The sequence below is a fragment of the Nocardiopsis halophila DSM 44494 genome, assembly GCF_000341245.1.
Taxonomy (GTDB): Bacteria; Actinomycetota; Actinomycetes; order Streptosporangiales; family Streptosporangiaceae; genus Nocardiopsis_A; species Nocardiopsis_A halophila.
Genome location: NZ_ANAD01000061.1, coordinates 20,202 through 42,320 on the forward strand (window position 1 = coordinate 20,202; position 22,119 = coordinate 42,320).

The following is a 22,119-nucleotide window of genomic DNA, read 5'->3' on the forward strand; positions in this document are numbered from 1 at the left end:
TCCCCTTCATCCTGGTCAACATCGCCTACTGGATGCGCCCGGCGCCGCCGGAGGAGGGCGCCCCGCCCTCCCGCCTGCACCGCGCCGCCGACCTGGCCTACGGGTCGGCCTCGCGGCTGTTGGCGCTGGGCCTGACGGTGCTCCTGGTGCTGGCCGCGGCCGGCGTCGGCATGGACCTGGTCGGCTGGCAGTGCCCGGCCTACGGGGAGCGCTGCGCCGCGCTGCGACCACTGCTGGGCACGCTCTCGGCCCCCGGCGGGCTGCTGGCCCGCCCCGGGCTGTCGCTGGCGGCCGGCGNCCTGCTGTGGCGGCTGTCCCGGCGCACCACCAGCGTCTACGAGGCGGCCGCCCAGGGCACGGCGCCGACGCCGTCGGCCGCGGCGCCGCTGAGCCGGCCGCACTTCTGGCGCAACAGCATGATCATGGGACGGCTGCGGTCGGTGCACATCGCGGTGGCGGTGGGCGCGGTGGGGCTGGTGGCGGCGGTCCCGGCCGCGCGCTTCGACGCCGCCGCGGGGGCTCCGCCGGTCGGCGCCGGGCTCGTCGGCCTGCTCGGCGCGGTGCTCGCCGGCGCGTCGCTGATGGCCCTGGTGCCCGGCACCGCCCACCGGTGGAACCGCAGCGCCGACCGGGTGTGCGCGCGGCTGCGCGACACCGCCCTGGGCCTGCTCGCCGCCACCGTGCTCTACACCGCCTGGCCGCGGCCGGGGTGGACCGCCCAGGGGCGGCTGCCCGGGTACGCCGACGGGCTGACCGGGCTCCTGGCGGCCCTGGGGCTGCTGGTGCTGGTGCTGTTCGCGGCCGCCGCGGCGCTGTACGCGCGCACCCCGCTCAAGCGGGACACCGCGATGCGCGGCCTGGCCGGGCCGTCGGCGGCCGCGGTCGGGCTGCTGCTGGGCGGGGTGTTCTCCTCGGCGGTGGTCTACCAGAGCGCGGGCTTCCTGGGCGGCTGCCACTACCCCGGCGCCGAGCGGGCCGGATGCGTCCCGCTGGCCACCCCCGCCCCCTACTCCTGGCTGCAGCTGGCCTTCGCCCTGGAGGCGGTGGTCGTGGCGGGCGTCGCGCTGTGGCTGTGGCTGCGGCTGCGCCGGCGCACCGCCGAGGAGGTGTCGGCGGCCGCCGCCCTGGTACGGGCGGCGGCGCGACGCCTACCGGACCCGGATGATCGCCCGAGCGCGGGCGATGGGCCGGATGACCGAGTCGCTGCCGGTGGCGCTGGCGGCGGTGCTCGTGCCCGGCCTGGCCCTGGCCGTGCTGGTGGCCGCCCGCGCGGCCGGGCGGCCGGGCGCCGAGGAGGCGCTGCACGGCGCCGCGGGGGTGCTGGTCACCGCGGGCTCCTGGCTGGGCACGCTGATGCTGGCGGCGCTGTTCGGCGTCGGCTTCAGCGCCTACCGGCGCCGCCCGGTCCGCCAGGCGGTGGGGGTGCTGTGGGACGTGGGGACGTTCTGGCCCCGGGTGGCCCACCCGCTGGCCCCGCCCTCCTACGCCGAGCGGGCGGTGCCGCAGCTGGTGGCGCGGGTGGCCGCGACCGCCGAGGCCGGCCGGGGGGTGGTGCTCTCCGGGCACTCCCAGGGCTCGGTGCTGGCCGCGGCCACGGTCTGGCAGCTCCCGCCGCACGTGCGCCCCTCGGTGGCGCTGGTGACCCACGGCTCCCCGCTGCACCGGCTCTACACCCGCTACTTCCCGGCCTACTTCGGGCCGGCGGCGCTGGCCGACGCGGCCGGGCGGGTGGCCCGGTGGCGGAACCTGTGGCGGGTGACCGACGCGATCGGCGGCCCGGTGCACACCGCCCCCGAGGGCGCCCGGACACTGGAGGACGCCGAGCCGATCCCGGACCCGCGGCGCTACGACATCCCGGCCGGGGAGGCGCTGTACCCGGAGATCCTGGGGCACTCGTTCTACGTGCTGGACCCGGCCTACGCCGACGCGGTCCGGGAGGCGGCGGCGCTGCTCCTACCAGGGACCGTAGGGCCCGCTGCCGCCGCCGCGCCCGATGCCGCGGACGGCGGGGCGCACGTCGAGGATGAAGATGAGCGCGGCGACCAGGGATAGGAAGGTCAAAAAGCCCCCCGTGCCCAGCGCCGCCAGCAGCGACAGCCCGGTTCCCACGCCCAGGATCGCCACCCACAGCGTCTTGGTCTGCTTGTCCATGGCGGTATAGGCCTCGGCCGGCGTGCGCGCGGCCTCGATCAGGGCGTACAGCGTCGTCACGAAGATGGCGATGTAGATGGCCTGGTACAGATAGCCCATCAGAACCATGGGAGTCCCCGCCCGTCCTGGTCGCGTCCTGGTCGTCTCAGGGTAAACGCGGCAGTGGGCCCGATCGTGCCCGGCGCCCGCGGGAGGGGCGCGTCACATGGGCAGGTGCCACAGGGAGACCGTGGTGGCCATGAGCAGGCCGGCCGACCCCAGAACGGCGGCGCTCTGGGCGCGGGTCAGGGCGCGGCCGGGCTGCAGCAGCCGGCGCACCCGGGCCAGCACGTCGGTGTGCTCGGCGGTGGCGGCCAGCGCCCCGGCCGGCGCGGAGGCGCCGCGCTCGCCGAACCGCATCAGCGCGGTGGCCAGCTCGCGGGCGGAGCGCTCGCGGCGGGCCTGGTCGTCGGCGCACATCTCGATCAGCAGCGAGACGGTGCGGTAGTAGGCGCGCATCATCCCCAGCCGGGGGAAGGCGCGCTTGAGCGAGGAGAAGGGCAGCAGCACCAGGTCGTGGCGCTGGCGCAGGTGGGCGTGCTCGTGGGCGATGACCGCGGCCAGCTCGCTGGAGTCCAGCACCTCCAGGGCTCCGGCGCTGATCACCACCTCCGAGCGCAGCACCCCGGGCAGGCAGTAGGCGGCCGCCGCAGGGTGGTCCAGGATGCGCGCCCCGGGCACGCCGGGGTCGTCCCGGCCGACCAGGTGCAGCAGGTCGCGGTGGCGCCGCCGGGTGCGCACCACCTGCACGAAGGAGGCCACCAGGCAGCAGAACAGGAGCAGGGTCAGCCCCAGGGCCAGCAGGATCGCCGCCACCTGGGCCGGGCCGAAGGGGCTGGCCGCGGTGACCGCCAGGTGCAGCCCGTGCTCGGCGGCGTCCCGGGCCACGGCGGCCAGGCCGCCGAAGACGCCGCGGCCGTAGGGGTCCAGGCCGAAGGCGAGCAGCGCCCCGATCGTGGACACCCCCCAGGCCAGCCCCAGGGCCTGCCAGGCGATGACGGCCACATAGGGGCCGCGGAAGGGCCACTGGGCCCGCCGGAGTCGTGCCGCGGCTGCGAAGCAGCCGACCGCGATCGCGGAGAGGAGTGCGGCACTGACCATACGGCTACGTCCTCTGCTCGTCGTTTCCCTCGAGTGCGCGGCGCAGGGCCTCGGCCTCCTCGTCGCTCATCGAGCGCACGAAGGCGGCCAGCGCCGCGTCGCGGTCGCCGGTCTGCCCGAGTGCGTCGAACATCAGCTCCGACACGTAGTTCTCCCGGCTGGCGGCCGGGCGGTAGCGCCACGCCCTGCCCTCCCGGGTCCGGTCCACGACGCCCTTCTTCGCCAAGCGGTCCAGGACCGTCATCACGGTCGTGTGCGCCAGGTCCCGTTCAGCCAGAGCGCGACCGACCTCGCGTACCGTCATGGGCGCGCTCCGCTGCCACAGTACCTCCATCACCGCGCGTTCAAGGTCGCCGAGCCGATTCATACCGCTGAGTCTACGGCGGGTAGTACTACCCCGTGTGGCACCCCCCGGTCAGGCTCGCCTTCCCCTGCGCCGCCGGGCACGCCGGAACCCGTGGCCGGACGCGCCGCCGGGCACCGCCGCGCGGCCCGGCCGATCGGCCCCTCATCCCATGTACCGACATTTCGCCCGGGCCTTGCCGCGCCCTGCCCGCAGTTCGCCGTCTGGGCCCTAGGATCACGGTGTGTTCAGCTCGCTGTCCCGCAGAGCGACCGCGCTCGCGGCCTCCTCACTCGTCGTGGCGACCGCCGCCACGCTCGCCGCCGTGCAGGGCGAGCACGGCCCGGCGCCCGCCCAGGACGCCCGGACCGCGGCCGGCAGCGCCCTGCACGGGCCCGTGCCGGACGGCCCCGCCGTGCACCCGCGCCCGGGGTCGGTGGCCGTGTGCGACGAGCCCGGCACCGACGAGATCGTCCGGGTGCCCGACCCCGCCGCGCCGGAGGAGGGGCGCCCGATCTGGGTGCGCCGCCCGCCCGGCCCGGACAGCGCCGACCTGCCCGTGCTGTACCTGCTGCACGGCTCCACCGGCACCCACACCGACCTCAAGGACGCCGGCATCGGGCCCCGCATGGACGAGCAGATGTGCCGCGCGGGCGTCGAGTTCGTGATCGCCGCCCCGTTCGGCCAGGAGACCGGGGGCGCCGACACCGAGTGGGGCGACGCGGTCGACGACGACTACCGGATCGAGACGTTCGTGACCCGCAAGACCGTCGAGGCGGTCGAGGGCGACCTGCGCCGCCCGCGCGCGCTGCGCGCCATCGGCGGGTTCTCCATGGGCGGCTACGGGGCCGCCGCGCTCCCGCTGCGCCACCCCGGCCTGTACTCCCAGGCCGTCAGCTGGGCCGGGTACTTCAAGGTGGACGACCCCAGCGGGACCTTCGGCGACACCCCCGAGGAGCACGCACCGGACCGGCTCCTGGACGACCCCGAGGTGCAGGACATCCGCTTCATGCTCATCGAGGGGAAGCAGGACCGCACTCCGCTCCAGGAGGGCAGCATCCACGGCGAGGCCGAGCGCTTCGCCGGACTGCTGGAGGAGCGCGACATGGAGGTGGAGACGCTCTTCCCCGAGGGGGCGCACACCTACGACGCCTGGCTGCCCACGTTCCCGCAAGCCGTGGACTTCCTCACAGAAGGATGGACCCGCCGGCCCGCGACCGGGGCCGAGAGCGGGGACTGACCCCCTCGGCGGCCGCACCCTCCGGCCTCCTCTCCCGACCCCGGGTGCACACCCGCCCCCGCACCCTGTCCATGATGGGAACAGCGTGTGGTTGCGCCCTGTTGTGCGGAAGGGCCCGCACCCGCGGGGCACGGCACCTCCGGTGCCGCTGGGAGAAGGGGGACGACAGGACAGTGGAGCCGGACAGACCGGGCGCCGCGGACCGCGCCGACACCGGCGGCCGCCTGCGCGTGGCCATGCTCAGCATGCACACCTCGCCCCTCGACCAGCCCGGAACCGGCGACGCCGGGGGCATGAACGTCTACATCGTGGAGGTCGCCAAGCGCTTGGCCGAGCGCGGCGCCCAGGTGGACGTGTTCACCCGCGCCACCACGCCCGGCCTGCCCCCGGTGGCCGAGCTGGCGCCCGGCGCCGCCGTGCGGCACGTGGCCGCCGGCCCCTACGGCCCCCTCGACAAACTCGATCTGGCCCGCTACCTGTGCCCCTTCACCTTCGGGGTGCTGCGCGCCGAGGCCGGCCAGCCCATGGGCCACTACGACGCGGTGCACGGCCACTACTGGCTCTCCGGCCGCGCCGGGCTGGCCGTGGCCCACCGGTGGGGGGTGCCGCTGGTGCAGTCGATGCACACCCTGGCCCGGGTCAAGAACCGCTCGCTGGCCGCCGGCGACGCCCCCGAGCCGGAGCTGCGGGTGCGCGGCGAGGACCAGCTCGCCCGCTGGTCGGACCTGCTGGTGGCCAACACCGACGACGAGGCCGGCCAGCTCACCGAGTACTACGGGGCCGACCCGCACCGGGTCGCGGTGGTCCCGCCCGGGGTGGACCTGGACGTGTTCACCCCCGGCGACCGGGCCGCCGCGCTGCGCCGTCTGGGCATGCCCGAGGACACCGTGCTGCTGCTGTTCGTCGGGCGGGTGCAGCCCCTCAAGGCCCCCGACGTGCTGCTGCGGGCCGCCGCGCGGCTGCTGGAGCGCGAGCCCGCGCTGCGCCGCCGCCTGGTGGTGGCGGTGGTCGGCGGACTGTCCGGCAGCGGCGCCGCCGAGCCGCGGCGCCTGGCCGACCTGGCCCGCTCACTGGGCATCGCCGACGCGGTGCGGCTGGAGCCGCCGCGCGGCCGGGCCGGGCTGGCCGAGTACTACCGGGCGGCGACCGCCACCGTGGTCCCCTCCTACTCGGAGTCCTTCGGGCTGGTCGCGGTGGAGTCCCAGGCCTGCGGCACGCCGGTGGTGGCCTCCCGGGTGGGCGGGCTGCCCACCGCGGTCGCCGACGGCGCCTCGGGGGTGCTCATCGACGGCCACGACCCCGACGACTACGCGCGGGCGCTGCACACCCTGGTCGAGCGGCCGCGGCTGGGCGCGGCGATGGGCCGGGCCGGCGTGGCGCACGCCGCCGGGCTGAGCTGGTCGGCGACGGCCGAGGGCCTGCTGCGCGCCTACCGCGCGGCCGCCGCGCCGGCGCCCGCGTCCCCCGCCGCCTCCGAGGCGAGGGCCGGATGACCGGCGCGGGCACCCGGACGGGCACCATGGAGGGCATGCAGGACATGGAGGGGACCCACACCCCGCAACGCCGGGCGGCCGAGGCCGTCGACGCGGCGGTGCGCGAGGCCGAGCTGGAATGCGAGCGGCCCCGGCCGGGCGCGTTCCTGGTCACACTGCCGGGCCGGCGCAAACTCAAGACGCTGGTCTGGCTCGACGTGGGCGCGCACAGCCTGCTGGTGAAGTCGTTCTTCTGCCGCCGCCCCGACGAGAACGAGGGCGGCTTCTACCGCTGGCTCCTGGGGCGCAACGAGGACACCTACGGCATGGCGTTCTCCGCCGACGAGGCGGGGGACGTCTACATCACCGGGCGGCTGCCGCTGGCCGCGGTCACCCCCGAGGAGGTCGACCGGCTGCTGGGGTGCGTGCTCACCTACTCCGACGACAACTTCAACACCGCGCTGGAGCTGGGCTTCGCCTCCTCCATCCGCAAGGAGTGGGCCTGGCGGGTCAAGGGCGGGTACAGCCTGCGCAACCTGGAGGCCTTCCGGCACCTGGTCTCCGAGCCCGCCGAGGGCGGGGGCGCGAACGGCGCGGACCCTTCGGGGAGCGCGGTCGAGCGCCCCGGGCCGGCGAGTCGCTAGGCTGACGGCCATGGGCAAGCTGGTTCTGCTGCGACACGGCGAAAGTGTCTGGAATGCCGAAGGACTGTTCACCGGCTGGGTGGACGTCGACCTGTCCCCCGCCGGCGAGGCCGAGGCCCGCAAGGGCGGCGAGCTCCTCGCCGAGGCGGGGATCCGTCCGAAGGCGGTGCACACCTCGGTCCTCAAGCGGGCGATCCGCACCGCGAACATCGCGCTGGACGCCGCCGACCTGCACTGGCTCCCGGTGCACCGCAGCTGGCGGCTCAACGAGCGCCACTACGGCGCCCTCCAGGGCAAGGACAAGGCGCAGACGCGCGAGGAGTACGGCGAGGACCAGTTCATGGTCTGGCGCCGCTCCTACGACACCCCGCCGCCGCCGATCGCCGACGACGACCCCTGCGCGCAGACCGGCGACGCGCGCTACGCCGACCTCCCTCCGGAGCTGATGCCGCGCACCGAGTGCCTGGCCGACGTCGTGGACCGGATGCTGCCGTACTGGTACGACGCGATCGTCCCGGAGCTGGCGGCCGGGGGCACGGTGCTGGTGGCCGCGCACGGCAACTCGCTGCGCGCGCTGGTCAAGCACCTGGACGGGATCTCCGAGGAGGCCATCGCCGGGCTGAACATCCCCACCGGGATCCCGCTGGTCTACGAGCTCGACGACGACTTCACCCCGCGCAAGCGCGGCGGCGAGTACCTCGACCCGGAGGCGGCCAAGGACGCCATCGAGGCCGTCAAGAACCAGGGCAAGTAGGAGCCGGAGGGGCACCGCCGAAACCGCCGTCGGGACCGCCACGGGCCCGCCGCGCACTGCGCGGCGGGCCCGGCTGCGCGGTCTCCGGCAGGGGTGCGGGGGCCGCCCGGCGGGAGATCAGTAGACGAGGGCCTGGGCGCCCTCGGCCAGGGTCTCCTCGACGAAGGTGGGGGCGCCCGCGATGCGCACGCCCGGCCGCAGGTCGTCCTCGGTCAGCTCGCGCCGGGCCGCGCACTGGGTGCAGACCGTCACCGTCCCCGCGGCCAGGACGCCCTCCAGCAGGTCCGCCAAGGGGGCCGCGTGCGGCAGCGCGAAGGCCTCCGCCCGGCCGGGGACGGCGAACCAGGCCGCCTCCCCGGTCAGCCAGAGCGACACCCGCGCCCCTGATGCGGCCGCCGCCGCGGCCACCGTGAAGCCCTGATTGCACCGCTCGGGGGCCTCTTCGCCCGCCGTGACCTTGATCACCATCGTCCGCGTCATGGGGCCACCCTAGCGAGGCGGTCGGACCCGGGCCCGGCCGCCGTCCCCGCCGCCCCGCCGGGTCCGGGCGCCCGGCGCGCAGTAGCATCGGTCGGCCGGGCCGCGGCGGGACCGCGGCAGGGCCCGCGGCGGGCGGCACCCCGCCCACGGAGCGAACGGAGCACGGCCATGCTCATCATCACCAACACCGCGGCGGGCAGCGCGGAGACCGACGTGCTCCGCGCGGCGGCGGCCGAGGAGCTCGACGGGGCCGAGGTCGTCTCCTGCTCGGACCCCCGCGGGCTGGAGGAGGCCCTGGAGGGCGGGCACGGCACCGTCGTGGCCGCCGGCGGCGACGGCAGCCTGCACGCGCTGGCCAACGCCCTGTACCGGCGCGGCGAACTCGCCTCCCGCACGGTCGGGCTCGTGCCCATGGGCACCGGCAACGACTTCGCCCGCACGCTCGGCCTGCCCTTGGAGGTGCCCGCGGCCGTGGCCGCCCTCGCCCGTGCGCGGCCCCGGCCCCTGGACCTCATCGTCGACGACACCGGCGAGGTCACCGTCAACGCGGTGCACCTGGGCGTGGGTGCGGACTCCACCCGGGAGGCGGCGCGCTGGAAGAGGCTGCTCGGGCCGCTGAGCTTCCCGGTGGGCGGCGCCATCGCCGGCGCGGCCGCCCGGGGGTACCGCCTGCGGATCGTGGCCGACGGAGCGGAGGTGGACGGCTCCGGCCACCGGCTGCTGATGGTCGGCCTGGCCAACGGGCGCTTCATCGGCGGGGGCGCGGGGCGCGTCTTTCCCGGCGCCGCGCCCGACAGCGGCGTGATGGACCTCGTGGTCTCCCGCTCCCGGGGCCTGGCCGGACGGGCGCTCCACGCCCTGCGGCTCCGCCGGGGGACCCACCCGACCGAGGCCGAGGTGCACCACCGGCCCGCCCGCACCGTCTCGGTCACCGCCCTGGGGGAACCCTGCTCGGCGAGCGCCGACGGGGAGGTCGCCGAGGGGGTCACGGCCCGCACCTGGCGCGTCCTCCCGGGCGCCTGGACCTTCCTCGTCCCCGAGGAGGACGACCGGGCCGATCCGGCAGCGCGCTCCGAGCGGTAGGAGCGGTCGGAGCGGAGCGCGGGGCCCAGGGCCCGCACCTGGGTGCGGGCCGCCCTCCGATCCGCGCCCTCAGACCACGCCGAGGACCATCAGCAGGCCCGCACAGGCCGAGGCCAGGGTCCCGCCGCCGAGGAGCAGGGCCTGGCGGCGGCTCCGCGCCGCCTCGGGGGCGCCGTCGGCCGAGCCCAGCCGCACGATGCGCACCCGGCCGTCCGGCGGCGCGGCGATCACCGGCCGCCCCTCGCGCAGCTCCACCCGGCCGCTCACCGCCACCGGGGCGCCGGGGGCCAGCAGCCACTCCCGGTACTCGAACTCGATGGTCTCGCCGCGGAAGAGCCCGGAGATGCGCCCCTTGACCCGGGGCAGCAGGTCGTCGGCGGGCGCCTTCACGCCCTTCTCGGGGCGCCCGACCACGCGCTGCAGGGCGAGCTCCACGCCCTCGACGGCGGCGTCGGCCGGATCCACCAGGACCGGCCCCGAGGTCCCCTCCTCGCCCGGGGCGACCAGGGCGAACGGCTCCTCGCTGGTGTAGTCGGCGATGGGGTCGGCGCGGCGCTCGCGCTCCCCGGTCCGCGCGTCGGCCTCCACCGACCAGTAGTGCCGCAGCACCTCGTGCCCGTGCCAGACGCAGGCCAGCCGCGCCAGGGGCGACTCGTCCCGCCCGCCGGGGCCGGCCACCGCCGCCCCGGTGACGGTCACGTCCTCGCCCCGCATCGCCGCCAGCGCGCGCGGGCGGACCCGCTCCAGGCCCCGCTGCTCCGCGTACCGGCGCAGGGCGCGCGCCGCGAGAACGGCCAGAACCGCCGCGGCGGCGATGAGGACCGCACCGATCACCACCATCGTCAGGTCCCCGTCCTCCGCTCGTATCCAGCTGCCGTGCCCCTCTTCTTTACCAGCTCCGGGCGCATCCGGAGGCCCGGAGGCCGCTGTGGGGCGGGCCATAGCGGGCCCCGCGGCGGCGCGCCCGGGTCCGGCATGACCGGGGCACGCCTCCGCCGCCGCTACTCTCGGACATTATGCAGCCGGATCTACACCCCGATCTCGAAAAGCTGTCCTTCCTGATCGGCCGCTGGGAGGGCGTGGGCGTCGCGGGCTACGAGGGCACCGAGGAGTTCCAGTTCGGCCAGCGGGTCGAGTTCTCCTACGAAGGCGGCCCCTTCCTGGCCTACAGCGCCCAGGCCTGGCGGATGAACCCGGACGGCACGCTCGGCGAGTACGTCACCTCCGAGAGCGGCTACTGGCGGGCGCGCCCGCCGGGCACCGAGCGCCCCGAGGGCGCGGGGGAGGACGTGCCGCCCGTCCACGTCGAGGCGCTGATCGCGCACCCGGAGGGCTTCAACGAGGTCTACCTGGGCAACGTGTTCGCCAACCGGGTGGAGATGTCCACCGACGCCGTGCTGCGCACCGAGACCGGCCTGGAGGTCACCGCGGGGCACCGCCTGTACGGGCTGTTCGGCGAGGACCGGGAGATCCTGGGCTACGCCTGGGACATGGCCGCGCAGGGGCACGAGCTGCGCTCGTACATGTCGGCCCAGCTCCGGCGGACGGGTGCGGACGGGAAGGACGGGAAGACCGCGCAGAGCGCCGACGGCGGCGCTCAGGAGGCATGAGAAGGCCCCCGGGGTTCCTCCGCCTGGGGCGGCGGGGCCGGCTGGACAAAGTCCGGCCTCCCGGGGGCCTCGGTGTCCGCTGTGGATTCGCCGGGGCGATCCGTCGTGGAACGACTCGCCCTAGCGGGCGGCCACCTCGCAAGTCCTCAAAGAAACCACTCCAGGACCACCTCCTTTCTTGCGTGGGACCGACACTACGTCCGGGGTTCTCGGCGGGGCAAAGGGTTTTTCTCCGGCCCCTCCCCGGTCGCGTCCGGCCCCTCGCCCGCCCCCTCGACCGGCGTCCCGCGCGCCGCTCCGGAGGTGCCGGGGGCGCCGTAGACTCGGTGACATGTCCCACCGCACCTGGCGGGAAGAGCTCCGCTCCCGCGGCTACCGCGTCACGCCCCAGCGGCAGCTGGTGCTCCAGGCGGTGCGCGAGTTGGAGCACGCCACCCCCGAGGCCATCGGCAACCGCGTGCGCGAGACCGCCGAAGGGCTGAACACCTCGACCGTCTACCGCACCCTGGACCTGCTGGAGCGGGTCGGCCTGGTCACCCATACCCACCTGGGCCACGGCGCGCCGTCCTACCACCTCACCGAGGACGCCGACCACCTGCACATGGTGTGCCGGGGCTGCGGCACCGCCTCCGACGCGCCGCTGGAGCTGGCGGACGGGCTGGTGCGCGGCCTGGCCGAGCGCAGCGGCTTCCGGGCCGACGCCCGGCACCTGACCGTCTACGGGCTGTGCCGCGGGTGCGCGGACGCCGGTCCGGACGCGAACGCATAGGCTCGGGGACATGAGCTCTCCGCTGCTGGCCCGCCCCGGGGCGGTCCCCGCCGAAGCACCCGACGCCGACGTCGCCGCGCACTACGGCGAACCCGTGCAGGAAGGCCGCGCCATGGAGCGCGCGGCGGCCTGGACCGACCGCTCCGACCGGGGCGTGGTGCGGGTGTCGGGGGCCGACCGCCTCACCCTGCTGCACAGCCTCACCAGCCAGGCGATGGAGGGCATGGCCCCGGGAACGGCCTCCGAGGCGCTGCTGATGGACGCCAACGGCCGGATCCGGCACCACATGGCGGTGCTGGAGGACGGCGCGGCGGTGTGGCTGCACACCGAGCCCGGCCAGGCCGCCGAGCTGGCCGCCTTCCTGGACCGGATGCGCTTCATGATGCGGGTGGAGGTCGAGGACCTGACCGGCGAGCGGGCCGTACTCACCGTGACCGGCCCGGACCGGGACGCCGCCCTGGCCGCCGCCGGGGAGGCGGCGCCCGAGGCGTTCGCCGAGGCCCCGGTGCGCCGCGCCGACGAGGAGACCGACCTGCTGCTGCCGCGCCCGGCGCTGTCGGCGGCCGCGCGCGCCCTCACCGGCGGCGGGGCCCGCGCCGCCGGGATGTGGGCCTATGAGGCCGCCCGCATCGCCGCCCACCGCCCGCGCCAGGGGCTGGACACCGACGAGCGCACGATCCCGCACGAGGCCGGATGGGTGGGCACCGCCGTCCACCTGGAGAAGGGCTGCTACCCGGGGCAGGAGACGGTCGCCCGGGTGCACAACCTGGGGCGCCCCCCGCGCCGGCTGGTGATGCTGCACCTGGACGGCACCGCCGAGCGGCTGCCGGCCCGCGGCGCCGCGATCGAGCTGGACGGGCGCGCGGTCGGGGCCGTCGGGTCCTCCGCCCGCCACCACGAGCTGGGGCCCGTCGCGCTGGGCCTGGTCAAGCGCAACGTCCCGGTGGACGCCGAGTTCACCGTGGACGGCATCGCCGCGGGCCAGGAGGTCGTCGTGCCCCCGGACACCGGCGCCAACGCCGACATCAGGCTCCGCCGCTCCCCCCGCTGAGGCCCCGCCGAGCCCCACCGGGTCCCGGCCGGGGGCCGCCGCGGGCGGACCGGTGAACGAATCCGCGGGGGGACGCACCGCGCGGCGCGCGAACGGCCTCACTTTTTTCCCTCCAGGCGTCTTAGCGAAACCTGAACACCGCGGGTCATTGCCCCGTCACCTGTCGCGGGTATACGCATGGGAGCGGGCCCGCCATCGCCGACGGGCCATGACCTGCACAGGCCCACGGAGGCAACGGTGGACGGAATCGCGGCGACCCTGCACCTGATCGCTCTGGCCCTGATCGGCCTGGGCGCCTTTCTGCTGCTGCGGGCGCTCAAGGCCAGACGCCACCGCCTCCGGCTGCAGAACACGCCGTTCCTGACCACACAGGAGCTCAGGGAGCTGACCGACCTGCCGCCCGCGGCGGAGGTGAGCGCCACCGCCGAGCCCGGCCCGGACGGGCCGCTGAGGGCGCCCTACTCCGGGACGCCCTGCGTGTGGTACCGGATCGAGGCGGTGCACCACCACTACCGCTCGAGTGCCGGGGACCGCCTCCAGCCCGACCGGCTGCTGCTGGAGGAGTCCGACGCGGCGTTCCGCCTCCGCGACGGCCGCGGCACCCTGCACTGCGTTCCGGCCGGCGCCGACATCGAAGGGGCCGAGCCGCACTACGACCGGTTCGTGCCCTCCGCGGCGGTGTCCGGGCGCGAGGAGGTGCCCACCCGTCCGCCCGCGCCGACGGCGACGCTGAGCGCCGCCGCCCCGAGCGGCCTCACCCCGGGGGTGGCCTACCGGGAGTGGGCGGTGCTGCCCGGCCAGACCCTGTTCGTGCGCGGGGCGCCGGTCCGCGGCGCGGACGGCGGGGTGCACCTGGCGTCCACCCCGCAGACCCCGCTCACCCTGTCCGCCCGCACCCACCGCGAGCTGCTGCGCGCCGACCGCGGACGGGAGGCGCTGGGCTACACCGTCCTGCCGGCCGCCGTCGCCCTGCTGGCCGGGCTGGTCCTGCTGCTGGAGGTCTGAGGGGCCCGGAGCCGGCGCGGGGGGGCGGCACGACGGCGGGCGCGGGAGCGCCGCGGCGGCTCACCCCAGGGCGGCCGCCAGGCGCTCCTCGTGCAGGCGCTCGCCCCAGGCCGGCGGCAGCGGGGCGAGCTCGCCGCCCACCCGCCAGCTCAGCAGCATGTCGGCCAGGGCGGGGTTGCGCGGCAGGGCGGGGCCGTGCAGGTAGGTGCCGACCACCTGCCCCTGGACGGCGCCCTCGGTGCCGTCGCCGTTGCCGATCCCGGTCGCGGTCGTCGACAGGGGCCGCGCCGAGGGGCCCACCGCGGTGCGGCCCTGGTGGTTCTCGAATCCGGTGATCCGCCCCGCGCCCAGCGCCGGGTCCACGTCGGCGACGATCTCCCCGACCGCGCGGGTCTGCCCCCGTCCGCTGCGCACGTCGAGGATGCCCACCCCCGCCAGCGGGTTGTCGTCGTCGTCGCCGAAGCTCTCGCCGACGATCTGGTAGCCCGCGCATACCGCGAGCACCGCGGCGCCGGCCTCCGCGGCCCGCTTCAGGCCGCCGTCGGCGCGCAGCCGCTGGGCCGCCAGGATCTGCGGCCGGTCCTCGCCGCCGCCGAGCAGGTACACGTCGCCCTGCTCGGGCACCGGGTCGCTGGAGAGCACGTGCACCGTCTCGGTGGGGATGCCCCGCAGCTCGGCGCGGCGCTTGAGGACCAGCACGTTGCCCTGGTCCCCGTAGGTGCTGAGCAGGTCCGGGTAGATCCAGACGATGCGCAGGGCGCTGCTCGTGTCGGTCATGGTCACCTGTCCTCGTCGCGGGGGCCTACTGGACGCGGCCGTAGGCCGCGCGGATCTGCTGGAAGGCCGTGTAGTTGGCGATGACGTCGACCTTGGCCAGGTCGGGGCGCTCGCCCTTGAGGCGGGCGACCACGTCGTCCACCCGGTCGGCCACCTCGAAGGGCACCCCGTCGGTCTCCAGCCGGAGCGCCAGGTCGGTGCGGCGCTCGCCGAGCACGAACACCCGCCTCTCGCGCAGCACCGTGTAGTCCACGTCCCACAGCCAGGAGGTGTCCTTGCCGTCGGGCACCTGGGCGTTGACCGACAGCAGCACCGGCACGTCGGGCGGGCCCAGTACGGCGAACGACTCGAGCCACCCGGCCGGGTTCTTGGCCAGCAGCAGGCGCACCTCGGTGCCGTGGGTGACCACCGAGGTGTAGCGCCCGGCGACCGAGCGGATCTCCCTCAGGCGGGGCAGCGACTGCTTGGGGTGGATGCCGTAGGCGGCCCCGACCGCCATGGCGATGGCCGCGTTGGAGCGGTTGGCATCGCCCGGCAGGTTCAGCTCCATCCGGAAGCGCACCCCGTTGGGGTCGACCACCACGTCGTCGTCGTTGTCCACCGCCCAGCCGGTGTCGGGGCGGGCCAGGCCGCACTCGGGGCACTCCCAGTGCGGGTCGGGGTCGCGCTTGAGGTGGCCGCCGCACTCGGGGCAGCACCAGGAGTCCTCCTTCCAGCGCTGCCCGGCCGAGACCCAGGTGGCGTGCCGCGCGCCCAGGCCCGCCCAGGCGACCAGCGGGTCGTCGGCATTGGCCACCACGTGGGTCTCGCTGGAGCGCAGGGCGTCCCGCCACTTCTTGGCCAGCAGGTTGATCTCCGAGGCCCGGTCCATCTGGTCCCGGCTGAGGTTCATCAGCACGGTGACCGCCGGGTTGGTGGCATTGATCACCTGGGGGAGGTACTTCTCGTCGACCTCCAGCACGCCGTTGCGCGCGTCGGGCTCCTTCGCCAGGGCGGTGATGTGCCCGGTGGGCATGTTGGCGCCCTGCTCGTTGGTGGCGATGGGACCGAGCTCGCGCAGCGCGGCGGCGATCAGCCGCGTGGTGGTGGTCTTGCCGTTGGTCGCGCTGACCAGCGTCAGCCTCCGCCCCCGGGCGAGCTTGCCGAGCAGATCGGGCTCGACCTTGAGCGCGACGCGCCCTCCGATGACCGAGCCGTCGCCGCGGCCGGTGGCCCGGGACAGCGACGCCGCGCTTTTGCCCAGGACGGACGCGAGCTGGGCACGCAAGGGAAGTTCGCTCATGATCCCCACTAGGTTTCCGCTGGGAGCACGGCCCGGGCCGCCGGACGCACCGGCGGCCGCGGGCCTCGGTATCCAAGAGTATTGCCCGCGGCCCTCTGCGTGCTCCACCGGAGTCGGCGCGCTGGCCCCGTGCGGGGGCCGGGCCGCCGCCGGGACGTGCTCCTCTAGCGCCAGTCCAGCCGCTCCGGCGGCGGACCCAGGTTCGGCGGCGGCCCGTCGTCCTCGGCCGGGGGCACCGCGGGCGGCCCCTCCTCGACCGTGGCGAGGGTGGCGGCGGGCAGGGTGAGGATCCCCGGGTTGGCGTCGGCCAGGACCGCGCCGCCCTCTCCCGGGACGAGCATCGCCGTCGGGGGCAGGGTGCGCAGGCCGTGCACGTCGGCGCGGACGGTGCGGGGGGCGTCCTCGGCGTCCACCGGGGCCGCCTGCGCCGTGGCCCGCCCCCAGACCGAGGCCGCGCGCAGGTGGCGCTCCAGGTCCAGCGGGGCCACCGGCGCCGCCGGGCCGACCGCGCGCACCGCGGTGGGCACCGTGGCCGCCCGGGCGGGGTCCTGCCCGTGGTCGGCGTAGCTGTCGGCCACGGTCCCGCTCAGCGCCTCCCCGACCACCTCGGTCAGCCGGTGCAGGCGCACCTGCGGCACCTCGCCGAACCATTCCGCCAGCCGCGCCGCGGGGCGGGGGCCGGGCTGGCGCATCACCACGGGCATCCGCCCCGGGCCGGAGAGCCGCGCCATCGCCTCGTCCCCGGCCTCCGGGAAGAACAGCACCAGGCCGGCGCCGGCGCGCCCGGCCGCCTCCTCCAGCCGGTCCAGCTCGGCGGCGGGCACCGCGTCGGCGCCGCACACCGCCACCGCGCCGCTCCAGGGGGCGCCAGCGCCGCCCTCCCCGCGCTCCAGCAGACGGCACAGGCCCGCCACCGCGTAGGCCCCGTAGGCGCGGGCCGCCACCTCCCCGGCGGCGCGGTCCGTGGCCACCACGCTCACCTGAGCGGGCGGCTCCTCCCCGTCCCCGGCGCGCGATCCCACCCCCTCGAAGGGCGCCAGGTGGCGCTCCAGCTCCCAGGCGCGGTCGGCGGTGGACCGGTCGGTGCCGCAGGCCGCGCGCACGGCGGCCCGCTGCCCCTCCTCCAGCAGGGCCAGCGCCGGGTCGTCGCGCGCCTCGTCGCCCTCGGGCGCGGCCACCGCGCGCAGCGCGGCCACCACCGCGTCGGTCCCCGCCCGGGGGCCGAGCACCCCCAGCACCGCCTCCAGCAACCGCCGGTCGCGCTCGGCGTCGGACTTGGGGTCGCAGGCGGCGGCCACCGCGGCCAGGGTGCGCGCCCGCTCCCCGGAGCGCAGGCCGGTGCCCAGGGTGAGCAGCGGCAGGTCGGCGGGGAGCACCCGCACCCGTGTCCGCGCCCCGCAGCGCCGGGCCAGCGCCACCAGGTCCCCGGCCACCGCGCGGCCGGACAGGTCGACCACGGCCAGGTCCCCGCCGTCGGACAGCCGCGCCGTGCCCAGTCCGGTGAGCAGCGCCGACCACCCGGCGCCGGTGCCCCCGGCCACCGCGACGGTGCGCACCCCCTCGGGCACCTTGAGCGCGTACCAGCGCGGCTGGGCCTCGAAGGCGCGGCGGCGGGTCCGCCACTCGGCGTACAGGCGCGCGTGCTCCTCCTGGCTCCGGCGCAGGTCGCCCTCTGCCGCGCGGCGGCGCTCCTCCAGCCGTGCCCGCTCGCCGGCCAGCCGCTCGGCCACCACGGCGCGGCTCTGCAGCAGCGCCACGGCCACGGGGACGGCCACCGTCAGGCAGGCCAGCACCGCGGCGAAGGCCAGCAGGCCGGGCAGCACCCGCAGCGGCCACAGGGCCAGGGCCAGTGCGGCCAGGGCGCCCAGCGCGCACAGGGCCGCCAGCAGCGGGCGGTTGGTGCGGGCCTCGGAGCCGCGCTCGGCGGCCACCCATTCGGGGCTGAGCTCGGCGCGGTCGGCGGGGACGGGTCTGCGGGGCGCGGGGCCGGGATCGGGGACGAGCGCCTCGTGGCGCCAGCCGATGCGCACCGTCCGCTGCCGGGGGGCTCCTCGGACCACCGCCGCACCTCCTGGGGGGACCACAGCGCGTGTGGGGAAATGCTGTCAGGACCGGGACGAGTTGTCACGACCTTGGCGGAAATACCGCCTGAGGCCCCGGGAAGGCGGGACCTGGGGCCCGTACCTCCACAACCGGAGACGAACCGGGGACAAAGCGGGGACGGACCGGGGGTCCCGCGGCGGGGCGCCGGCGGGCTCAGAGGTTGAGCAGCGCGATGCCGACGGCGACGACCGCGGCCGAGACCGCCTTCACCCGGCCCAGGCCCTCCCGGAAGACCACGGCGGCGATCACCGCGCCGAAGATGATGCTCGTCTCCCGCAGGGCGGCGACGGCCGCCAGGTTCCCCATGGTCTGGGCCCACAGCACCAGCCCGTAGGCGGCCGTCGACATCAGCCCGCCCAGGGCGCCGACCCGCCACACCGGGCGCAGCTGCGCGGGCAGCGCGCCCCGGCGCAGGACCGCGGCGGCCAGCAGGAACCACGGCCCCTCCAGCACCATCAGCCAGGCCAGGTAGGCGAGCGGGTCGCCGGAGGCGCGCACCCCCACCCCGTCGACGACGGTGTAGGCGGCGATCATCGCGCCGGTGAGCAGGGCTGCGCCCAGCGCGGGCAGCTGCGCGCGGCCGGGCACCCCGGCGGCGAACACCAGCGCGGTCAGACCGGCCGAGACCACCAGGACCCCGGCCAGGTGCACCGGGGTCAGGGTCTCGCCGACGAGCACGGCCGCGCCGACCGCCACCAGCCACGGGGAGGTCCCCCGGGCCAGGGGGTAGACCTGCCCGAAGTCGCCCAGGCGGTAGGAGAGCATGAGGAACCCCATGTAGCCGACGTGCAGCAGCGCCGACAGGCCCAGGGCGGGCCACGAGGCGGGGTGGGGGACCCCGGCGAAGACGGCGGTAGCCGCCCCGGCGACGGTGCCGGCGGCGCCGATGAGCGCGAAGCCGATCAGGCGGTCGGTGACGGCGTGGGCGATGGCGTTCCACGCCGCGTGGAGGAGGGCGGCGGTGAGGACGGCGATGAAGGCGATGCTGCTCATGGGATCGCCGTCACCCTAGCGTCTCTGCATACCGTCCTATGATCCGGCTGGCTCTGTTCACGAGTCCTGACAGCGTTCCCGCCGCCGACGGCACCTGCCGGAGCGGCAGGGCCGTGGCGAGGGGTTGCGAAAGCGCTGCGAGGCGCGGGACGTTCGCGTGCCTTTCTCGGCGGCGCCGCTGTCGCTGTCGGCGCAGCCGCAGGCGACCGGGAGGGCCGTGGTCCGGCCGGAACTCATCGGCACCGCGCCGCAGCGGGCCGTCTGAGCGCTGCGGGAACCCGCGGACAGGTGCCCTCACTTCTCGGTCGGCATACTCGATCCGGCCCGGGTCGGCCGGGCGCCCCGTTCGGCGCCCCCGCGCACACGCCGGAGGCGGGGCACCGTTCGGTGCCCCGCCTCCGGGCGCTCCGGCGAGGGGACCGGCGTCCGCGCGTGCCCGCCCTCTCGCCGGGCCGCTCAGGCCCGTCCCTGCTCAGGCCGGTCCCTGCTCAGGCCTCGACGCGCAGCTCCACGCGCCGGCCCACCCGGGCCTCGACCGCGTACTCGGCGGAGAAGCCCTGGGAGGCCAGGACCTTCACCTTCCAGTCGCCGTCGGCCGCGAAGAAGCGGAAGGTGCCCTCCTCGCCGGTGGCCACCTCGCCCACGAAGTCGCCGTCACCGCTGAGGAGGCGCGCGTAGGCGCCGCTGAGCGGCGCTCCCCCGCGCGTGACCACCCCTTCGATGACCGCCTGGTCCTGCGCCTCGCCGTCGGCGATGGCGACCCCGCCGACCGGGGCGCCGCATCCGTCCGCGCTCACTTGGCCTCCCCCAGCTCCACCGGGACGCCCACCAGGGAGCCGTACTCGGTCCAGGAGCCGTCGTAGTTCTTCACGTTGTCCAGGCCCAGCAGCTCGTGCAGGGCGAACCAGGTGTGCGAGGAGCGCTCGCCGATCCTGCAGTAGGCGATGATGTCGGAGTCCAGGTCCACCCCGGCCTCCGTGTACAGCTCGCGCAGCTCCTCGTCGGACTTGAAGGTGCCGTCCTCGTTGGCGGTCTTGGCCCACGGGATGTTGCGGGCGGTGGGGATGTGCCCCGGGCGCTGCGAGGTCTCCTGCGGCAGGTGCGCGGGGGCCAGCAGCTTGCCGGTGAACTCGTCGGGCGAGCGCACGTCCACCAGCGCCTTGGTGCCGATGGCCTCGACGACCTCGTCGCGGAAGGCCCGGATGGAGGCGTCCTGCTCCTGGGCGGTGTAGGAGGTCTTCGGACGCTCGGGCACCTCCTCGACCAGCTCACGGGACTCCAGCTCCCACTTCTTGCGGCCGCCGTCGAGCAGCTTGACGCTCCGGTGCCCGTAGAGGCGGAAGTACCAGTAGGCGTAGGCCGCGAACCAGTTGTTGTTCCCGCCGTACAGCACCACGGTGTCGTCCTCGGCGATGCCGCGCTCGCTCAGCAGCCGCTCGAAGCCGGTCTTGTCGACGAAGTCCCGGCGGACCGGGTCCTGGAGGTCCTGCTTCCAGTCGATCTTGATCGCGTTGCGGATGTGGCCCTTGTCGTAGGCCGAGGTGTCCTCGTCGACCTCGACGAGGACCACCTTCGGGTCGTCCAGGTGAGCCTCCACCCAGTCGGCGTCCACCAGGACGTCGGAGCGGCTCATGGGGAACCTCCATAGGTCGGAATCGTGCAGCGGCGGTGAGAGGGGTGCGCGCACGGCGCCCCGGCCGGCCGGGGCCGGTCGGCGGTCGGGGTCGCGGGTTCTGCGGGGGACGGCTGCGCTCGGCGCCGTCCGTCCCTGCCGTGGAGCCGCATGGGTGATGCTCCCTGTCGCGTGAGCGGCGCCGGAGGGCGAGGCGGGACGTACGCGCGGCGTCGGCGGTACCGGGCGCCCGGACGGACCCGTCTGCGGGTCGGGGGCGCGGCCGTGGACCGCTCTACAGGGAAGGCAGACAGAGCGCGGCGGCGACGTGGCAGTAGTCGACCGCCCGCCGCTTCGTCAAAAACGCGCCTGCCAAGGATTCCACGCCACTGATCGTACGGGGCGGCCCACCGCGTTGTCACGCGTGGCCGGTGTCACAGTCTCCGCCCCGGTGCGCCCGCGCGCCTTCTCAGGAAGGGCCTCCGTCCAGCAGGACCGCGCCCAGTGCGGCGATGGCGTCGGCCTTGCGGGGCATCCCGGCGGCGCGGCGGCGGATCCGCCCATCGGCGTCGAGCACCAGCACGGTGGGCGTGGAGGCGATCTCCAGCCGGCGCACCAGCCCCAGGTGCGACTCGGCGTCCACGTCCACGGCCGCGACCCCGGGCACCATCGCGGCCACCTCGGCCAGGATGCGCCGGGTCGCCGCGCAGGGCCGGCAGAAGGCCGAGGAGAACTGCACCAGCGTGGCCCGCTCCCCCAGGGCCGCGCCCAGCTCGTCCGCGCCCAGCACCGGCGCGTCGGCGTCCACGGTCAGCCCTGGGCCCCGCCGCCGACCAGCTGCACGTCGGTGGCCTCGGCGGTGACCTCGACGCCGTTGGGCAGCGCCTCGATGCCCTTGATCTGCAGCCCGAAGGGCAGGCGCGGAATCGTGACGGTGGCGGTGAGCCGCTGGGCGACCTGGTCGCCCAGGTCCAGACCGGCCTCGCCGATCTGGACGTCGCGCGGGCTCAGGGTCACGGTCTCGCCCTCGGCGGAGATGTCCAGCCCCGCCGAGACCGGGGTGCTGAACCCGCCCATGGACAGGTCGCCGGCCATCCGCGGCTCGCCGTCCTCGGTCTCGATGACGATGCCCTCGGGCAGCCGCTGCTGCAGCTCGCTGTAGGGGAGCATGACCCGGGCGTCGGCGCTCTCGGCGACCGCGCTGGGCTCGCTCATCAGGGCCGACAGCGGGGCGTGCACGTCGCGGGCGGTCATGTCGACCCGCTCCAGCTGCACGTCGTTGACGACCATCGCGCCGGTGACGATGGAGATCTCGGAGTAGGTCCCGCCGACCGCCTGGGTCAGGAACGGGAAGCCGCCGATGGCCACCTCGGGCTCGGAGGACATCTCGTACTGGGCGCCGACCCGCTTGGCGATCTCGCTCTGCGCGGCCGAGTGCAGGCCGCGGTCGGCGACCGCGAGCAGGATCAGCAGGAATACGAGGAAGACGAGGAATTTGCGCATCGGGGGCTTCCAGCACGCTCCGTAGGTGTCGGCGTCGCCGCGGGCCGGGGCGGCCCGGCCGGCGGCGGGCCCGCCTGAACGCGGGCCGTATACCGCAAGGAAGGGTA

The 22,119-nt window shown here is 76.0% G+C and carries 24 protein-coding genes; 10 read left to right on the top strand and 14 right to left on the bottom strand.

Features of this window, described 5'->3' with window-relative positions; translation table 11 throughout:
- Positions 1 to 334: 334 nt before the first annotated feature.
- On the bottom strand, positions 335 to 655 hold the full coding sequence (locus D450_RS35570; RefSeq protein WP_017538147.1) for a hypothetical protein: 321 nt from the start codon (positions 653 to 655) through the stop codon (positions 335 to 337).
- 506 nt (positions 656 to 1,161) lie between these two features.
- Between D450_RS35570 and D450_RS35575 the strand changes: the two genes are divergently transcribed.
- On the top strand, positions 1,162 to 2,052 hold the full coding sequence (locus tag D450_RS35575) for a hypothetical protein (RefSeq protein WP_394296817.1): 891 nt from the start codon (positions 1,162 to 1,164) through the stop codon (positions 2,050 to 2,052).
- On the opposite strand, the gene D450_RS0107995 is transcribed toward D450_RS35575, so the two are convergent.
- From D450_RS0107995 to D450_RS0108005, 3 genes are all read right to left on the bottom strand, one after another.
- Entirely contained in the window at positions 1,954 to 2,259 is a 306-nt protein-coding gene (locus tag D450_RS0107995) for a DUF2516 family protein (protein ID WP_017538149.1), read from the bottom strand. The two genes, D450_RS35575 and D450_RS0107995, sit on opposite strands and share 99 nt — an antisense overlap.
- A gap of 93 nt (positions 2,260 to 2,352) precedes the next feature.
- Entirely contained in the window at positions 2,353 to 3,291 is a 939-nt protein-coding gene (locus D450_RS0108000; protein WP_017538150.1) for a M56 family metallopeptidase, read from the bottom strand.
- Positions 3,292 to 3,295: 4 nt separating this feature from the next.
- Positions 3,296 to 3,658, bottom strand: a complete 363-nt coding sequence (locus D450_RS0108005) for a BlaI/MecI/CopY family transcriptional regulator (protein WP_083932578.1) — start codon at positions 3,656 to 3,658, stop codon at positions 3,296 to 3,298.
- A gap of 220 nt (positions 3,659 to 3,878) precedes the next feature.
- Here D450_RS0108005 and D450_RS0108010 point away from each other — a divergent pair, with 220 nt between their 5' ends.
- The 4 genes from D450_RS0108010 (at position 3,879) to D450_RS0108025 (ending at position 7,744) form a co-directional block, all read left to right on the top strand.
- Positions 3,879 to 4,874, top strand: a complete 996-nt coding sequence (locus D450_RS0108010; RefSeq protein ID WP_017538152.1) for an alpha/beta hydrolase — start codon at positions 3,879 to 3,881, stop codon at positions 4,872 to 4,874.
- 173 nt (positions 4,875 to 5,047) lie between these two features.
- Positions 5,048 to 6,367 carry a D-inositol-3-phosphate glycosyltransferase gene (gene mshA / locus D450_RS0108015; RefSeq protein WP_017538153.1) on the top strand — a complete coding sequence of 440 codons (1,320 nt, stop codon included), beginning with the start codon at positions 5,048 to 5,050 and terminating at the stop codon, positions 6,365 to 6,367.
- The gene (locus tag D450_RS0108020; RefSeq protein WP_017538154.1) at positions 6,364 to 6,990 is read left to right on the top strand and encodes a YbjN domain-containing protein; all 627 of its coding nucleotides are present in this window, start codon (positions 6,364 to 6,366) and stop codon (positions 6,988 to 6,990) included. Before mshA ends, D450_RS0108020 begins: the two co-directional genes overlap by 4 nt.
- A 10-nt stretch (positions 6,991 to 7,000) precedes the next feature.
- Positions 7,001 to 7,744 (top strand): phosphoglyceromutase, encoded by a 744-nt coding sequence (locus D450_RS0108025; protein WP_017538155.1) that lies wholly within the window; start codon positions 7,001 to 7,003, stop codon positions 7,742 to 7,744.
- 117 nt (positions 7,745 to 7,861) lie between these two features.
- Here D450_RS0108025 and D450_RS0108030 read toward each other — a convergent pair whose 3' ends face one another.
- A complete protein-coding gene (locus D450_RS0108030) occupies positions 7,862 to 8,224 on the bottom strand; it encodes a DsrE family protein (RefSeq protein ID WP_026128437.1) in 363 nt (120 codons plus the stop codon).
- Positions 8,225 to 8,392: 168 nt separating this feature from the next.
- On the opposite strand from D450_RS0108030, the gene D450_RS29710 reads away from it, so the two are divergent.
- Entirely contained in the window at positions 8,393 to 9,307 is a 915-nt protein-coding gene (locus D450_RS29710; protein ID WP_017538157.1) for a diacylglycerol/lipid kinase family protein, read from the top strand.
- A 69-nt stretch (positions 9,308 to 9,376) separates the two neighbouring features.
- Here the strand turns inward: D450_RS29710 and D450_RS0108040 are convergent, their stop codons facing one another.
- Positions 9,377 to 10,147, bottom strand: coding sequence for a GIDE domain-containing protein (locus D450_RS0108040; RefSeq protein WP_017538158.1), 771 nt, complete (start codon positions 10,145 to 10,147; stop codon positions 9,377 to 9,379).
- Between the two features lie 176 nt (positions 10,148 to 10,323).
- Between D450_RS0108040 and D450_RS0108045 the strand changes: the two genes are divergently transcribed.
- The 4 genes from D450_RS0108045 to D450_RS0108060 all read left to right on the top strand — a co-directional run bounded on the left by D450_RS0108045 (position 10,324) and on the right by D450_RS0108060 (position 13,742).
- Positions 10,324 to 10,917: a nitrobindin family protein gene (locus D450_RS0108045; protein WP_017538159.1), complete on the top strand. Its 594-nt coding sequence runs from the start codon at positions 10,324 to 10,326 to the stop codon at positions 10,915 to 10,917.
- A 331-nt stretch (positions 10,918 to 11,248) separates the two neighbouring features.
- Positions 11,249 to 11,686, top strand: a complete 438-nt coding sequence (locus D450_RS0108050; protein ID WP_017538160.1) for a Fur family transcriptional regulator — start codon at positions 11,249 to 11,251, stop codon at positions 11,684 to 11,686.
- A gap of 10 nt (positions 11,687 to 11,696) precedes the next feature.
- On the top strand, positions 11,697 to 12,737 hold the full coding sequence (ygfZ, locus tag D450_RS0108055; RefSeq protein ID WP_017538161.1) for a CAF17-like 4Fe-4S cluster assembly/insertion protein YgfZ: 1,041 nt from the start codon (positions 11,697 to 11,699) through the stop codon (positions 12,735 to 12,737).
- Positions 12,738 to 12,974: 237 nt separating this feature from the next.
- Positions 12,975 to 13,742: a GIDE domain-containing protein gene (locus tag D450_RS0108060; protein ID WP_017538162.1), complete on the top strand. Its 768-nt coding sequence runs from the start codon at positions 12,975 to 12,977 to the stop codon at positions 13,740 to 13,742.
- A 60-nt stretch (positions 13,743 to 13,802) separates the two neighbouring features.
- Here D450_RS0108060 and D450_RS0108065 read toward each other — a convergent pair whose 3' ends face one another.
- From D450_RS0108065 to D450_RS0108105, 8 genes are all read right to left on the bottom strand, one after another.
- Positions 13,803 to 14,519 (bottom strand): type 1 glutamine amidotransferase, encoded by a 717-nt coding sequence (locus D450_RS0108065; RefSeq protein WP_017538163.1) that lies wholly within the window; start codon positions 14,517 to 14,519, stop codon positions 13,803 to 13,805.
- 25 nt (positions 14,520 to 14,544) lie between these two features.
- Positions 14,545 to 15,801, bottom strand: coding sequence for a MurT ligase domain-containing protein (locus D450_RS0108070; RefSeq protein ID WP_026124382.1), 1,257 nt, complete (start codon positions 15,799 to 15,801; stop codon positions 14,545 to 14,547).
- Positions 15,802 to 15,965: 164 nt separating this feature from the next.
- On the bottom strand, positions 15,966 to 17,831 hold the full coding sequence (locus tag D450_RS0108075) for a hypothetical protein (protein ID WP_017538165.1): 1,866 nt from the start codon (positions 17,829 to 17,831) through the stop codon (positions 15,966 to 15,968).
- A 226-nt stretch (positions 17,832 to 18,057) separates the two neighbouring features.
- Positions 18,058 to 18,897, bottom strand: coding sequence for a DMT family transporter (locus D450_RS0108080; protein ID WP_017538166.1), 840 nt, complete (start codon positions 18,895 to 18,897; stop codon positions 18,058 to 18,060).
- A gap of 488 nt (positions 18,898 to 19,385) precedes the next feature.
- A complete protein-coding gene (locus D450_RS0108090) occupies positions 19,386 to 19,694 on the bottom strand; it encodes a DUF1416 domain-containing protein (RefSeq protein WP_017538168.1) in 309 nt (102 codons plus the stop codon).
- The gene (locus D450_RS0108095; protein WP_017538169.1) at positions 19,691 to 20,530 is read right to left on the bottom strand and encodes a sulfurtransferase; all 840 of its coding nucleotides are present in this window, start codon (positions 20,528 to 20,530) and stop codon (positions 19,691 to 19,693) included. Before D450_RS0108095 ends, D450_RS0108090 begins: the two co-directional genes overlap by 4 nt.
- Positions 20,531 to 20,978: 448 nt before the next feature.
- Complete coding sequence (locus tag D450_RS0108100; protein ID WP_017538170.1) at positions 20,979 to 21,317, bottom strand: TlpA family protein disulfide reductase; 339 nt, start codon at positions 21,315 to 21,317, stop codon at positions 20,979 to 20,981.
- 2 nt (positions 21,318 to 21,319) lie between these two features.
- The gene (locus D450_RS0108105) at positions 21,320 to 22,012 is read right to left on the bottom strand and encodes an LmeA family phospholipid-binding protein (protein ID WP_017538171.1); all 693 of its coding nucleotides are present in this window, start codon (positions 22,010 to 22,012) and stop codon (positions 21,320 to 21,322) included.
- Positions 22,013 to 22,119: the final 107 nt, after the last annotated feature.

Coding starts and splice junctions, on each gene's coding strand:
- D450_RS35575 (WP_394296817.1), top strand. CDS start 1,162: ATGATCGCCCGAGCGCGGGCGATGGGCCGGATGACCGAGTCGCTGCCG.
- D450_RS0107995 (WP_017538149.1), bottom strand. CDS start 2,259: ATGGTTCTGATGGGCTATCTGTACCAGGCCATCTACATCGCCATCTTC.
- D450_RS0108000 (WP_017538150.1), bottom strand. CDS start 3,291: ATGGTCAGTGCCGCACTCCTCTCCGCGATCGCGGTCGGCTGCTTCGCA.
- D450_RS0108005 (WP_083932578.1), bottom strand. CDS start 3,658: ATGAATCGGCTCGGCGACCTTGAACGCGCGGTGATGGAGGTACTGTGG.
- D450_RS0108020 (WP_017538154.1), top strand. CDS start 6,364: ATGACCGGCGCGGGCACCCGGACGGGCACCATGGAGGGCATGCAGGAC.
- D450_RS0108025 (WP_017538155.1), top strand. CDS start 7,001: ATGGGCAAGCTGGTTCTGCTGCGACACGGCGAAAGTGTCTGGAATGCC.
- D450_RS0108030 (WP_026128437.1), bottom strand. CDS start 8,224: ATGACGCGGACGATGGTGATCAAGGTCACGGCGGGCGAAGAGGCCCCC.
- D450_RS29710 (WP_017538157.1), top strand. CDS start 8,393: ATGCTCATCATCACCAACACCGCGGCGGGCAGCGCGGAGACCGACGTG.
- D450_RS0108040 (WP_017538158.1), bottom strand. CDS start 10,147: ATGGTGGTGATCGGTGCGGTCCTCATCGCCGCCGCGGCGGTTCTGGCC.
- D450_RS0108045 (WP_017538159.1), top strand. CDS start 10,324: ATGCAGCCGGATCTACACCCCGATCTCGAAAAGCTGTCCTTCCTGATC.
- D450_RS0108050 (WP_017538160.1), top strand. CDS start 11,249: ATGTCCCACCGCACCTGGCGGGAAGAGCTCCGCTCCCGCGGCTACCGC.
- ygfZ (WP_017538161.1), top strand. CDS start 11,697: ATGAGCTCTCCGCTGCTGGCCCGCCCCGGGGCGGTCCCCGCCGAAGCA.
- D450_RS0108065 (WP_017538163.1), bottom strand. CDS start 14,519: ATGACCGACACGAGCAGCGCCCTGCGCATCGTCTGGATCTACCCGGAC.
- D450_RS0108070 (WP_026124382.1), bottom strand. CDS start 15,801: ATGAGCGAACTTCCCTTGCGTGCCCAGCTCGCGTCCGTCCTGGGCAAA.
- D450_RS0108080 (WP_017538166.1), bottom strand. CDS start 18,897: ATGAGCAGCATCGCCTTCATCGCCGTCCTCACCGCCGCCCTCCTCCAC.
- D450_RS0108095 (WP_017538169.1), bottom strand. CDS start 20,530: ATGAGCCGCTCCGACGTCCTGGTGGACGCCGACTGGGTGGAGGCTCAC.
- D450_RS0108105 (WP_017538171.1), bottom strand. CDS start 22,012: ATGCGCAAATTCCTCGTCTTCCTCGTATTCCTGCTGATCCTGCTCGCG.